The organism is Catenulispora subtropica, from assembly GCF_039531675.1.
In the GTDB taxonomy this organism is placed as follows: Bacteria; Actinomycetota; Actinomycetes; order Streptomycetales; family Catenulisporaceae; genus Catenulispora; species Catenulispora subtropica.
In genome coordinates this window covers 90,687-103,300 of the sequence record NZ_BAAAQM010000038.1, presented here as the reverse complement: position 1 = coordinate 103,300, position 12,614 = coordinate 90,687, and the positions used below count along the sequence as shown (strand labels likewise).

At 72.1% G+C, this 12,614-nt stretch carries 10 protein-coding genes; 4 read left to right on the top strand and 6 right to left on the bottom strand.

Annotation, left to right across the window (positions count from 1 at the left end; translation table 11 throughout):
* Nucleotides 1–308: 308 nt before the first annotated feature.
* Together ABD466_RS28590 and ABD466_RS28585 are read right to left on the bottom strand one after the other, a co-directional pair.
* Nucleotides 309–3,128 (bottom strand): cation-translocating P-type ATPase, encoded by a 2,820-nt coding sequence (locus ABD466_RS28590; protein ID WP_344660286.1) that lies wholly within the window; start codon nucleotides 3,126–3,128, stop codon nucleotides 309–311.
* Nucleotides 3,129–3,215: 87 nt separating this feature from the next.
* Nucleotides 3,216–4,109, bottom strand: a complete 894-nt coding sequence (locus ABD466_RS28585; protein WP_344660285.1) for a universal stress protein — start codon at nucleotides 4,107–4,109, stop codon at nucleotides 3,216–3,218.
* Nucleotides 4,110–4,502: 393 nt separating this feature from the next.
* Between ABD466_RS28585 and ABD466_RS28580 the strand changes: the two genes are divergently transcribed.
* Nucleotides 4,503–6,383: a glycoside hydrolase family 27 protein gene (locus ABD466_RS28580; RefSeq protein WP_344660284.1), complete on the top strand. Its 1,881-nt coding sequence runs from the start codon at nucleotides 4,503–4,505 to the stop codon at nucleotides 6,381–6,383.
* Between the two features lie 18 nt (nucleotides 6,384–6,401).
* On the opposite strand, the gene ABD466_RS28575 is transcribed toward ABD466_RS28580, so the two are convergent.
* Nucleotides 6,402–7,586, bottom strand: a complete 1,185-nt coding sequence (locus ABD466_RS28575; protein WP_344660283.1) for a GntR family transcriptional regulator — start codon at nucleotides 7,584–7,586, stop codon at nucleotides 6,402–6,404.
* Between the two features lie 258 nt (nucleotides 7,587–7,844).
* On the opposite strand from ABD466_RS28575, the gene ABD466_RS28570 reads away from it, so the two are divergent.
* Entirely contained in the window at nucleotides 7,845–8,423 is a 579-nt protein-coding gene (locus ABD466_RS28570; RefSeq protein WP_344660282.1) for a hypothetical protein, read from the top strand.
* A 34-nt stretch (nucleotides 8,424–8,457) separates the two neighbouring features.
* Here ABD466_RS28570 and ABD466_RS28565 read toward each other — a convergent pair whose 3' ends face one another.
* On the bottom strand, nucleotides 8,458–9,339 hold the full coding sequence (locus ABD466_RS28565) for a universal stress protein (protein ID WP_344660281.1): 882 nt from the start codon (nucleotides 9,337–9,339) through the stop codon (nucleotides 8,458–8,460).
* Between the two features lie 268 nt (nucleotides 9,340–9,607).
* Nucleotides 9,608–10,471, bottom strand: coding sequence for an NAD(P)-dependent oxidoreductase (locus ABD466_RS28560; RefSeq protein ID WP_344660280.1), 864 nt, complete (start codon nucleotides 10,469–10,471; stop codon nucleotides 9,608–9,610).
* A gap of 116 nt (nucleotides 10,472–10,587) precedes the next feature.
* Here ABD466_RS28560 and ABD466_RS28555 point away from each other — a divergent pair, with 116 nt between their 5' ends.
* Nucleotides 10,588–11,142, top strand: coding sequence for a CGNR zinc finger domain-containing protein (locus tag ABD466_RS28555; protein ID WP_344660279.1), 555 nt, complete (start codon nucleotides 10,588–10,590; stop codon nucleotides 11,140–11,142).
* A 321-nt stretch (nucleotides 11,143–11,463) separates the two neighbouring features.
* Here the strand turns inward: ABD466_RS28555 and ABD466_RS28550 are convergent, their stop codons facing one another.
* Nucleotides 11,464–12,105: a carbonic anhydrase gene (locus ABD466_RS28550; RefSeq protein ID WP_344660278.1), complete on the bottom strand. Its 642-nt coding sequence runs from the start codon at nucleotides 12,103–12,105 to the stop codon at nucleotides 11,464–11,466.
* Nucleotides 12,106–12,266: 161 nt separating this feature from the next.
* Here ABD466_RS28550 and ABD466_RS28545 point away from each other — a divergent pair, with 161 nt between their 5' ends.
* Nucleotides 12,267–12,593 (top strand): STAS domain-containing protein, encoded by a 327-nt coding sequence (locus ABD466_RS28545; protein WP_344660277.1) that lies wholly within the window; start codon nucleotides 12,267–12,269, stop codon nucleotides 12,591–12,593.
* The last annotated feature ends 21 nt before the right edge of the window (nucleotides 12,594–12,614 follow it).

Sequence of the window (12,614 nt, the reverse complement as noted above, 5' to 3'; positions counted from 1 at the left end):
GGCGCGCGATCTCCTTGAAGGGCGTGTCGGCCTGCACGACCATCACGTGCTCGGCAGACGTCATGATGTTCAGGACCAAGCGGTGTCTCATGACCTCGCTCCTCAGCGTCTCACCGGCGGCCGGAGTGCCGTTACGACCCGGCGCGCAGCCCAGCGCACCGATCCGGCACCGGCCGGGGCCGAACGGCTCTTCTGAGGTTCTCACGGAGCAGACCAACCGGCAGCGGCAGCAACGTGCCGACTGCGAGGCGGCCGTGGGGGCCACCGACTTCGGCGTGTCGTCCGTTGGCGGTACGGAAGACGGCCCCTCAGCTCACACCGCGCGGCCTCCGGGCTCTCCGCCTGCGCACCGCCCGGCGGATCTCGTCCGCGCCCCACACGATCACCGGGAACGGCGCGACCGTCGCCAGTTCCGCCGGGCCCAGCGCCGCGGTCCCGAACACCGAGTGCGCGGCCGGCAGGTACACCAGCAGGGCCGCGAAGCCCAGCGCGACGCCCACGCCGACGAGCAGGAGCCGGTTCGTGAACACCCCGACCGACCGGAGCGAGGCGTGGTCGGTGCGGGCCGCGAAGGCCACGCCGATCTGGCAGAACACGATGCCCAGCCACGCGGTCGTGGTGGCCTGCCGGTAGGACTCGTGCAGCGCCGTCCCCGACCCCACCGGGTCGCCGGGATGCCAGCCGGCTCGCAGCAGCGTCAGGAAGAACCCGGCGAGCACCAGGCTCGCCGAGATCGATCCCAGGAACACCCACGCGCGGAACAGCAGCGCCCGGTCGATGACCCCCTGCGACCGCTTCCGAGGCGGCCGGTCCATCAGCCCCGGCTCGGCGGGTTCGCGGGAGAGCGCCAGAGCCGGGACGGTGTCGGTGCCCAGGTCGACGGCCAGGATCTGCATCACCGTCAGCGGCAGCGGCACCAGGCCGCCGCCGAGGGCGAAGATCAGGAACGGCACCAGCTCGGGCAGCAGGTGCGCGAAGATGTAGAGGATGAACTTGCGGACGTTGTCGTAGACCCGGCGGCCGTCCTCGACCGCGGTCACGATGGTCGCGAAGTCGTCGTCGGTGAGGACCATCGTCGCGGCCTCGCGGGCCACCTCGGTCCCGGAGCGGCCCATCGCCACGCCGATGTCGGCCCGGCGCAGGGCCGGCGCGTCGTTCACACCGTCGCCGGTCATCGCCACGACCTCGCCCAGGGAGCGCAGCGCGTCGGCGATCCGCAGCTTGTCCTCCGGGGAGCTGCGGGCGAAGACGATCTCCTCCGGGCCGGTGAGCAGCGCGTCCAGCTCGGCCTCGCTCAGGGCGTCCAGCTCCTCGCCGGTGACGACCCGCAGCCCGCTCCGGCCGACGCCGACCCGGCGCGCGATCGACGCCGCGGTCAGGCCGTTGTCGCCGGTGACCACGTGGACCCGGATGCCGGCGGCGTGCGCCGTGGCGATGGACGCCGCCACCTGGGATCGCGGCGGATCCAGCATCGCGACCAGTCCGACGAGGACGAGCCCCTGCTCGGCGCCCATCCGGTCGGACGGCGCCGGTTCGCCCGGGCCGCCGTCCCGGCGCGCCACCGCGAGCACCCGCAGGCCGGCGCCCGCCAGGGTGTCGATCTCGCGGCCGATCGCGGCGCGGGTGCCGGCGGTGAGGCCGGCGCACCGCTCCAGCACCGCTTCGGGCGCGCCCTTGACCAGCAGCCGCCAGCGTCCGCCGCCGGCGTCCTGAACCGTCGACATCAGCCGCAGCCGCGGGTCGAAATGGAACACGGCCAGCCGGGCCGGGTCCCGTCCGGCCGCCACCGAGTGCTGCCCGAGCTCGTCGGCCGCCTCCAGCAGCGCCAGCTCCGTGGGGTCGCCGACGGCCGGATCATCAGGACCCTTCGACGGTGTCGCGGTCGTGCAGGAGGCCGCCGCCCGGACCAGTTCCACGATCGCGTCCGGAGGAACCGGGGCGTCCGGTGTACCCGGTGTACCCGGTGTACCCGATGCGTCCGGTGCGTCCCGTGCGTCCGGTGCGCCCGCGCGAGGCCCGTCGACATGGGGCGGCTCACCGGGGTCGAGCTGGTACGCGGCCCCCGGAGTCCACAGCCGTGTCACCCGCATCCGGTTCTCGGTCAGCGTCCCGGTCTTGTCCGTGCAGATCACCGTCGTGGAACCCAGCGTCTCCACCGCCGAGAGCCGCTTCATCACGGCCCCGTGCCGTGCCAGGTCGCGCACGCCCACCGCCAGCGCCAGCGTGATCGTCGGGAGCAGCCCCTCCGGGACGTTGGCGACCAGCAGCCCGATCGCGAAGCTGGCCGCCGCGCCGACCGACAGCCCGGCGGCCAGCCCCACGGGCAGGAACGCCGCCGCCACGCCCACGCCCACCACGGCGATCAGCCACGCCACCCGCTTCACCTGCCGCTCCAGCGGACTCTCGTCCCGCCGCACCCGCTGGCTCAGCGCCGCGATCCGCCCCAGCTCGGTCCGCATCCCGGTGGCCGTCACCACCGCCCGCGCCTCGCCGCCGGTGATCATCGTCCCGCTGAACACCAGATCGCGGCTGGACACCAGCGGCCCGCTGGTGTCCAGCAGCTCGGCCGACCGGTACACCGGCACCGACTCGCCGGTCAGCGCCGACAGGTCCACCTCCAGCCCGCCGTCCACCAGGCGCGCGTCGGCGCAGACCCGCTCACCCTCGTCGAGCAGCAGCAGATCGCCCGGTACCAGGTCGGCGCCCGCCACGACCCGCGCGCCGCCGTCGCGCACCACCCGCGCGTGCTCGGGCAGGAACGCCGCCAGCGCCTCCACCGCGCGCTCGGCCTGCATCTCCTGCACGAAGGCGAACACCGCGTTCAGCACGATGACCGCGAAGATCGCGACCGTCAGGCCCGGGAGCCCGGTGACCGCGGCCAGCACGGCGGCCAGCGCCAGCAGCAGCGCCAGCGGATGCGTGAACTGCCGCGCGAGCTCGCGCGGCCACCTGGGGCCGCCGTGCCGGACCAGCGTGTTGGGCCCGTGCACCACGAGCCGGCGCGCCGCCTCCCGCTCCGACAACCCGTCGGGGCGGCTGTCCAGGTCCCGGAAGAGGTCGTTCAACGGCTCGCGCGGATCGGCCGCGGTCGGCTTCGCGACTGCGGGGGACCCGGAGGCGGCATCCATGCTTACCACTCTCGCCGCGCGGGCCCGGCTGCGCAGAGCCGAAGGTCCCTGGAAACGGTGTCCATGGTTCCGGCGGGAGCGGTGGGGTCAGCCCTGCGGAATGATCACGACCGGGCAGTCGGCCCGGAGCAGGAGCGGGTGGACGGTCGAACCGATGTGCGCGTCGCCGACCGGAAGAGCGTCGGCTCCGTGGCGGTGGGCTCCGGCGACGACGAGGTCGGCGTACGAGGAGGAGGCGGTGAGGACGGCGCCGGGGGAGCCGTGGAGCAGCTGACGGCGGTGCGGGACGTCGGGGTAAGCCGTCTCCCAGGGGCGGAGGATGCGTTCGAGAGCGAGGACTGCGTTGTCCTCGGCATGGACCGCCGACCTGCGCAAGTCGTCGGGGTCGCCGGCGTAGACGGGCGGCCAGAACGAGTCCCGGACGCTGATCGCCTCCAGACTGGCCCCCCGCAGGCGGGCTTCCTCGAAGGCGAAGGCGAGGACCCCGTCGGCCGGATCCCGCAGGTCGATCGCTGCGAGCACGGTGCCGCGGCGTTCCGGCGCCCGGCGGCGGACGATCATCGTGGGGCGGCCGGGGCTCGACGCCAGGTGTACCGCCGCCGAGTCCAGCACGAGTTCGGCGAGTCCGCCCTGACCGCGATGACCGACCACCAGCAGCTCGGCGTCGGCCTCGGCGGCGGCGTCGGCGAGGACGGCCGGGACGGAGCCGTCGGCGGCGAGGGCGCGGACCTCCAGACCGGGATGCCGGGAACAGACGTGGTCGGCGCCCCGCTCGGCGATCCGCAGTGCGGCGGCGTGCCCGGGGCGCGTCGTGTCCTCGGAAGCGAGGTGGGCGCGCTGCTCGGACGACGAAGGGGCCGGCTGGAAGGCGTGCACGACGAGGAGCACGGCGTCCCGCCGCACTGCCTCGGCGGCCGCCTCGTCGAGCGCCGGTTCACTGTGGAGCGCCGGGGCGTAGCCGACGACGACGCGGGGTTTCATGATCCGCACCCTTCCGCTCGCCGGGTCACCGGCTGAGCGCGCCACCGAGACCCGGGATCACAGGTCATGACTTCATTGTCGGTCGCGGGCCGGCCCGGGGTCAGAACCTGAGGTCCCGATCCACCCGGGCCGAAAGACCCCTTGGAGCTCGCCGAGAAGGTCGGGCCCCGTCACCGGTCGAAACATGTGCCCGGTCATCCGTTGACGACACGTTGACCGGCCGGAACAGGGAATCTACGGTTCTGGCAACCCGCGGAGCCGAGGCTCGACGCGGATCCCCCGCACGCACGACGGCGTTCGCCCTGCCCTCCCGGCCGGGCCGAGCGTCGATGCCGGCGTGCACCGAGGACTCATGGAAGCAGGTGTGCCTTGAGAAGACGAGGAACGATCTCCGTGTCGCTGGCCATGGCGGCGGTCGCCGCCGGGGGAGTGTTGTGGGCCGCCGGCGTGCCGACCGCGGGCGCGGTGTCGGCGCCCGGCAACATCGCCGACCACACGTTGCAGGGCGTCCCGACGATGATCATCCGGCCGGGCAGCTGGCGGCAGACGAACGACACGCTGGTGCGCCAGGACGCGGACGCCGCGGCTTCGGACGGTCTGGCGAAGGCGGGCTGGAACACCATCGCGGTCGACGACGACTGGATGGTCCAGGCGAACTGCGAGGACTGGGGCAGCACGACGGTGCTGCCGGACTGCTCGGGCGGACGGGACGCGAACGGCGATCTGATCGCGTCGCCGAGCAAGTACCCGCAGGGCATCAAGGCGACGATCGACTATGTGCACAGCAAGGGTCTGAGATTCGGCATCTACGAGGACGGCGGCACCAAGACCTGCGACGGCGGGTCGGGCAGCTGGGGCCACTTCACCCAGGACATGAACTACTTCGCGTCCCTGGGTGTGGACTACATCAAGATGGACTACTGCTACAACTACGACAACACCTCCAACGGCTGGCCGCTGAACACCCAGAACGACGCCGACCAGGCTGTCACCGCCTACCAGGACGCCGCGACCGCCATAGCGGCGGCGAACGATTCCTACGGCACGCACATGGTGCTCAACGAGTCGGCGCCGGCGTACTTCAACTGGGACGACGCGAGCACCGGCAGCGCGCTGTTCAAGGAGGTCATGGCCGGGGCCGGGCTGTCCGCGCAGGAGTGGCGGATGGCCGCCGACTCCGGCGGCGGCAACTGGTCCTCGATGCTCACCGTCGCCGCCCAGGGCGTCGCCTCGGCGCAGTTCGCCCGCGCCGGGCACTTCAACGACCTGGACCAGCTCACCATCGGCCAGTCCTCGATGACCGAGACGCAGCAGCAGGCCGAGTTCAGCCTCTGGGCGGTGCTGGCCGCGCCGCTGAACATCAAGGTGACCGGGACCTCCGGGTTCACCACGCAGGTGGTCGCCGACGCCGGCAACGCCGACGTGATCGCCGTCGACCAGGACCGGCTCGGTGTGCAGGGCAGGCTGATCTCCACCACCGCCACCGCCGACGTGTACGCCAAGCCGCTGGCCGGCGGCGACATCGCGGTGCTGCTGCTCAACAAGTCCACGTCGGCTCAGACCGTCTCCACCACCGGCTCGGCCGTCGGTACGTCCTCGACCGACTTCACGCTCAAGGACCTGTGGTCGAAGACCGTCACGGCCGGCAGCGGCACCATCTCGGCCGACGTCCCGGCCACCAGCGCCGTGCTCTACCGGCTGCACCCGAACCAGTCCGGGCACTTCGCCACCTGGCGGACCGCGCTGAACGCCACGTCGATCAGCGACGACGACGCCGCGACCGAAGGCTGCTTCGACCGGGTCTGCGACAGCTTCTCCGCCGACGCCCTCGCCGCCGGGGGAGCGACGGCGGGCGGCAAGGTGACCGTCAACGGGCAGAGCTTCGACTGGCTGGACAACGGCTCGGGCCGCTTCGACAGCATCACCGCGCAGGGGCAGACCATCGACTACTTCGGGTCCGGCACCACGCTCGGGTTCCTGGGCGCCTCCAGCGGCGGCGACGTCTCGGGCACCATCACCCTCCACTACAGCGACGGCACCAGCAGCACCGCCACGTTCGGGTTCCCGAACTGGCTGACGGCGAACCCGACGGCCTTCGGGGACGAGACCGCGGTCACGGCCACCCACCGCGACACCCCGACCGGACCGGCGAACTTCGGCACCGACTACGTGGTCTCCTACGCACCGGTCGCGATCAGCGCGGGCAAGAGCCTGGTCGCGATCACCTTGCCGAACCAGCCGGCGCTGCACATCTTCTCCATCACCAAGTCCTGACGAAGCCCCGACGAGCGTTCAGGCGGAAGCAGGCCAGGCCCGGGCACGGGAACCGTGCCCGGGCGTCGGCGTCCTACGGAGGATCTCCTTGCTGGAGCGGTCCGCCGCCCCGCACGACGTGCGCACGGTCAGGCCGGGCCGGAGCAGGATCTGGCGCGGTGGCTGTCCCGGATTCCGCAGCCGGTTCAGCAGCAACTCGGCCGCGGTACGGCCGATCAGCCGTTTGGGCGGGGCCACCGCGGTCAGCGGGACGTCGGGGATGTCCGCGATCTCGTCGTCGTAGGCCACGAGGGCCAGGTCGCCCGGGACGCCGAGCCCGGCCCGCCGGGCCGCCGAGACCAGCAGCGCGGCCTGGCGGTCGCCGAAGCACAGGGCGGCCGTGCAACCGGCTTCGCGGAGCCGGCGCAGACAGCGGTCGGCGGTGGCCGGTCCCCACTCCTCCAGCGCGGACTCGAACTCGGCCGGTTCGCCGCCGAGTTCGGCCACCGCCTGCCGATAGCCCGCGGTCACCGGGGCGGCCGTCGGGCTGGGGGAGCGCAGAGCCAGGCCGATCCTGCGATGGCCGAGCGACGCCAGGTGCCGGACACCGTCATAGGCGCCGGCCGCGTGATGCGTGCACACGTGCTCGGTGGCGTCGTCCAGCGATCCGCCGCGCCGCTCCATCAACACGGCCGGGACCGGCAGCCCGGTGAGCCTTCGCAGATAGGCGCCGGCCGGCTCGGGACCGCTCAGGGTGGGCACCAGCAGCAGGCCGTCGACGCCGGCTTCGAGCATCTCGTCGAGCATCGTGAGCTCGAGGGCCTGGTCGTAGTCCGAGCAGGTGAGCTGGACGCGCGCGCCGGCCGCCGCGCGGACCTCCTCGACTCCGCGCAGCACCTGCGGATAGTAGAAGCTGCTGTGCGGCACCACGACTCCGATGAGGGTCGGGCGCACCTTCTCGGGCCGCTGGTCGCGGACGAACGTCCCCGACCCCTGCCGCCGCAGGACGAGGCCCTCGGCGACCAGCTCGTCGACGGCACGGCGGACCGTGCTGATCGAGACCGCGAACGATGCGGCCAGCTGCGCCTCCGTGGGCAGCCGCCGGCCGGGGGCACAGCCGTCCTGGCGGATCTCGCGGCGGAGCCGGTCGGCGAGGACCCGGAACTTCAGCTCGCGCTCGCCGGGGGCGGTGGACGCGGCGGACCACAGGCCCGGTTCGTCCATGGTCTTCCCTCTCGATGACGGCCTCGCGGCTCCGGTCCGCCCATGATTCGCCCGCCGGCACCGCCGGTCAATCGCCGGGAAGCGGATGAATGACCGGATGAATCGTCGTGGCGCCCGGCTGAGCAGGCGCACCGTTCCGCCTGGCGCCGCTGTCAAGAGATGAATCATCCGGAAACCCCGGCATTCATCCGCCCGGGACCCGTTGACCGGCTGGTTCGCCGAAACCTAGCGTCGAGGCACCACACTGGAGGAACGACCATGCCGACCGTCACGTTGCCGCACAGCGGCCTCGCCGTGCCGACCCCTTACCCGTGCGTCACGGATCTCAGAACCCTCGATCTGTCCTGCGGGCAGGCGTTCACCGCGGCCGTCTGGTTCGACGGACAGGAGATCGGCTGGTTGGAGAACACCGGCAGTGGCCGGGCGACCACCTTCGAGCCCTGCGAGCCCGATGCGGTCGCACGTCGCGCGCGGATGGAGCAGTTCGCGGCCCTGTGCAGCCACCCGCTGCTCCGGCTCGATCGGTCGCTCGTCTACGACCTGCTGGTCCAGGAACACGACATGGCAGAACTCGTCCACACCGCTGTGGCGGCCGAGGGCACCGTCGCCCGGTTCCTGGTCGACGGCGCCCCGATCGGCCTGTTCGCCGACGTCGCGGCCGCCCCGACCCGCTGGGCCGACCTCGCCGGCGACCTCGACCAGCTGCGTGCTTTGGAACCGGGGGAGGACATCGTCGGGCACTGGCAGGCGTGGGACGGGGCCGCGTGGCGGGACCTTCCGTCGGTGCCGGAGGCCGTCGAAGCAGAGAGCAGCGGTCTGATTCTCACCGCTGTCTGACCATGAGGACCTTCGGGGTCCCGGCGACGGGACCTCACCCGTGCGGGACGAGCACCACGGGGCACTCGGCGTGATGGCCCAGCGCGTGGGCGACGGGACCCACGCGCATCCCGTGGCGGCCGTCGCCGTGGTGGCGGGCACCTGCGACGATCAGGTCGGCGTGGTGGGTGGCCTCGGTCAGCACCGCGGCGGGGGCCCCGTGCGCGACGCGGTGGCTGACGTGGACGTCCGGGTACTTCGCGTGCCACGTGCGCACGACGGCCTCCAGCGCGGCGTCGAGGTCGGCGGCCGCCGCCGCGGTGGCCTGGCGGACGTCGGCGACGTTGCCGATGTATTCGGCGTACTCGGCCGTCCAGGTCATGTCCCAGGCGTACACGGCTGCGACACGGGCTCCGCGCCGCGAGGCTTCGGCGAAGGCGAAGTCCAGGACCTCGTCGGAAGGCTCCTCGACGTCGACCGCCACGAGGACCACATCGTGCGGGTCGCGGGGCTCGCCGCGCACCACCATGGTGGGGACGCAGGACTGTGTCAGAGCACGCATGGAGACCGAGCCGAGCAGCAGGCCGGTGAAACCGCCGCGGCCCCGGTTGCCGACCACGAGCAGGTCCGCGCCGCGGGCCGCGGTGGTCAGCGCCTCGGCGGCGTCGCCGGGCACCACAGCGGCGTCGACGTGCAGGCCGGGGAAGCGGGAGCGTGCGAGGTCGGCGCCATGCCCCGCGATGTGCTCCGCGGAGCGTTCGAGGGTCGCCCCCACGCCGGCGGGAACGTAGGTCTTCGGGGCGGTCGAGGAGATCCAGTCGAAGGCGTGCACGACGGTGAGCGATCCGCCGCGCCAGGCGGCCTCCCGCGCGGCCTGGACAAGAGCGCGCTCGCTGTGCGGGGTCTGGTCGTAGCCGACGACGACGGTGGACTTCATGATTCCTCCGGATGCTCCTGTGCCCTGCGGTTCCAGATCCACGATCCCGCCGCGCGCGCGACGGTCCCAGGGCCTGACGGCACGCCCGGCCCCGGGCCGGGCCGCGGACCCGACCCGGGCCTTAGGTCCCGGGTCGGCGCAGTCGCGGCGCGTCGGACCGAGGCGTCTCAGGCCCCCGTCGTCTCCGCGATCAGTGCTCGGAGACGATCGCGACCGGGCAGTGCGCGTAACTCCGAAGAGTTCGGGGCGCTCTCTTCTTCCTGGCGGATCACCGCGGCTGCTGCTCGGCGATGGCCGCCCAGTCGTCGGATCCGTGCCCGTCGGCGATGGCGCGGTCGAAGACCTCGCGCAGCAGGTGGCCGATCGGCAGTGGAACCTTGGACTCGGCCGCGGCGTCGAGTGCGAGGCCCAGGTCTTTGCGGCCGAGCACGGTGGTGAATCCGGCGGGCCGGTAGCGGCGTTCGGCGATCGCCGAACCGTAGCCCGCGTACACGGCCCCGGGAAACAACGTCGAGGTGAGCAGTTCGATGAGTCCCGCGGCGTCGATCGCACGGGCTTCGGCGAGGCTGACCGCTTCGCCGAGCGACTGGATCGCACAGGCGATCAGGTAGTTGCCGAGGATCTTCACGAGATTGGCCTGCTCGGGGTGCTCGCCGATGCGCCAGGTGCGCGAGCCGATCACGTCGAAGTACGGCTGGACCCGGCCGATCAGCCCCGGCTCGCCGGCCGCGAGGATGGTGAGCGCCCCGGCCTCGGCCACCGGCACGCGACCGAAGACCGGGGCCGCGAGGTATCCGACGCCGTGCTCAGCGTGCGCCGCCGCGGCCCGGCGGGCCAGATCGACACTCACCGTGGCGAGGTTGACATGCACGGTTTCACGCGGCGTGCCGGCCAGGACGCCGGAGTCGAGGAACATCTCGGTCACGGCACGGTCGTCGGAGAGCATGGAGAAGACGACCGGCGCGGACAAAGCCTCCTGGACCGATGCCGCTCGCCGCGCTCCCACCGCGACGAGCTCGTCGACCGCAGCGCCGGTGCGGTTCCACACGAGAACCTCGTGGCCCGCGCTGATGAGATTGCGCGCGATGGGCCGGCCCATCGCCCCGAGGCCGATGACCGCGATGCCGCTCACAGGAAACCCTCCTTGGTTGAACCACCTAAGACGGTTCAACCATGGCACGCGGCCCCGCGTTTGTCGAACCGTCTAAGATGGTTCGCATGGCGGTGTCATCGATGACGGAGGCCGGGATGGCCGAGGAAGCGCAGCGCGTGTTCCGCCTGGACAACGAGGTCCTGGCATTCCGGTTCACCGCCACCGTCAGCGACCGGCGCGGTGCCACACCCTACGAACGGCTCGGCGACCCCGGACGGCTGGCGCTATGGCTGCGCAGCGCGGGGCTCGACGTCGGCGGCGCGTCCCTGAGCGACCTGAACGACGCGCTCGAACTGCGCGAGGCGATCTACCGCATCGGAAAGGCGATCGCCACGGCACGACAGCCCGATCCCGAGGATGTACGTACCCTCAATGCGGCCGCCGCCGCCGGACGAGCAGTCGCGATCCTCGACGGTGACGTCATGCGCTGGCACCTGACCGAAACCGCCCCTGTCCGCGACGCCCTCGGAGTCCTGGCCACGGACGCCATCCGCGTGTTCGGCGCCTCCGAGCGCGACCGCGTCAAGTGCTGCGAAGGCCCCGAATGCGCAGGACTGTTCCTGGACACCAGTCGCGGCGCCAACCGCCGCTGGTGCTCCATGAACACCTGCGGAAACAAGGCCAAGAAATCGCGACTCACCGCACGGTGACACCCAGCCGCCGTCACCACGCGAAGGCGGCGAATCGACCAGCGGGACGCGAGTGATCTTTCGCGCCGCTGACGGCGCGCAGCGACCAGGCGCTGGAAGGCAAGGCGTGCGACGCCCCGCGGGGCTTCACCCGACAGACGCTGGCGGGCGTCGCCAAGAAGTAGCGTCGTGGCGGGACGCCGCCGTCGGCGGTGGACGACCGGCCCGGCCGGCGCACCGATCGTCGCGGACTCCGTCTCCGTCAGGTGTGGTCGGCGGCCTGGCCGGCTGCCGACTTCCTGGAACAGGGCCGGAGCGCTTCGGCGTCGCCGAGCCGAGCGTTCACGATGATCCGCCGGCGGTGTGGTTGACGCCGTTGAGGATGATCAGCTCGGCGGTGCCGTCGACGAGGCGGTAGGCCAGGCCGGCCACGGCGGTGTCGCCGTTCGCCACCGCGTCCGAAAGGATGCGGGAGCGGTCCAGCAGCAGGTGGACGGTGTTCCGGATCTGCTCGGCGACGAAGTCGCGGTCGTCGGTGCGGCCGGCGGCTATGGCGGCCAGCACCGACGGGGTCACCTTCTCGATGACATCACGGACGTAGCCCTCGCCGCTGGTGCCCTCGGCGACGGCGGTGCGGGTGGCCGCGACGGCGCCGCAGGAGTCGTGGCCCAGGACCACCACCAGGGGACAGTGCAGGACGGCGACTCCGTACTCGATGCTGCCCAGCACCTCCGGGCCGATGACGTGGCCCGCGGTGCGGACCACGAACAGGTCGCCCAGCCCCTGGTCGAAGATGATCTCGGCGGCCAGGCGGGAGTCGGAGCAGCCGAACAGCACGGCGAACGGCGCTTGTCCCGGGGCCAGGTCGGCCCGGCGCGCCGCGTCCTGGTTCGGGTGCTCGGGAGTCTCCGCGACGAACCGGTGGTTGCCCGCCATCAACTTGGCGAATGCTTCGTCCGGGGTCAGGTTCGCAGGGGTAGCCATGAACGCAGGTTACGGGTGTCGCGGCACCGGGGCGCGTCCCGTCCAAAGGATGAGAAAAAATTCATGCAATATTTGACAGCTGAGCGGAGGTGGGAGACGCTGGACCCACCACGCCGGCCGCGTGCCATCGCGACCGGCGGCTCACAGGCTGGGAGGCCGGGATGGAATTCTCCTGTACCGGACGGCAGAGCGATCGAGGCGTGCTTCTCACTGTCGCCGGTGACGTCGACCTTGCGATCCACACCAGCTTCCAGGCGGAGGCCGAGGCCTGGGCCGAAAAACACACCGACATGGTCGTGGACCTCTCCGGAGTCACTTTCATGGACTCCATGGGACTGCGCGTCCTGGTGGACGTCATGCGGCAGGTGGGCGCCACCGGGCACGACTTCGCTCTGCGGGATCCGTCCGCACCGGTGCTGCGGCTCCTGGAACTCGCCGGTGCGAAGAGCCTGTTCACCGTCGTCGGCGCACAGAGGATCCCCGCGTAGTCGCCCGGATGCCGATCCGGG

Bases quoted from the DNA above. Each gene is read 5' to 3' on its own strand.
- ABD466_RS28565 (WP_344660281.1), bottom strand. From the start codon at position 9,339: ATGAAGTCCACCGTCGTCGTCGGCTACGACCAGACCCCGCACAGCGAG.
- ABD466_RS28570 (WP_344660282.1), top strand. From the start codon at position 7,845: ATGCCGACCGTCACGTTGCCGCACAGCGGCCTCGCCGTGCCGACCCCT.
- ABD466_RS28585 (WP_344660285.1), bottom strand. From the start codon at position 4,109: ATGAAACCCCGCGTCGTCGTCGGCTACGCCCCGGCGCTCCACAGTGAA.
- ABD466_RS28545 (WP_344660277.1), top strand. From the start codon at position 12,267: ATGGAATTCTCCTGTACCGGACGGCAGAGCGATCGAGGCGTGCTTCTC.
- ABD466_RS28550 (WP_344660278.1), bottom strand. From the start codon at position 12,105: ATGGCTACCCCTGCGAACCTGACCCCGGACGAAGCATTCGCCAAGTTG.
- ABD466_RS28590 (WP_344660286.1), bottom strand. From the start codon at position 3,128: ATGGATGCCGCCTCCGGGTCCCCCGCAGTCGCGAAGCCGACCGCGGCC.
- ABD466_RS28575 (WP_344660283.1), bottom strand. From the start codon at position 7,586: ATGGACGAACCGGGCCTGTGGTCCGCCGCGTCCACCGCCCCCGGCGAG.
- ABD466_RS28555 (WP_344660279.1), top strand. From the start codon at position 10,588: ATGGCCGAGGAAGCGCAGCGCGTGTTCCGCCTGGACAACGAGGTCCTG.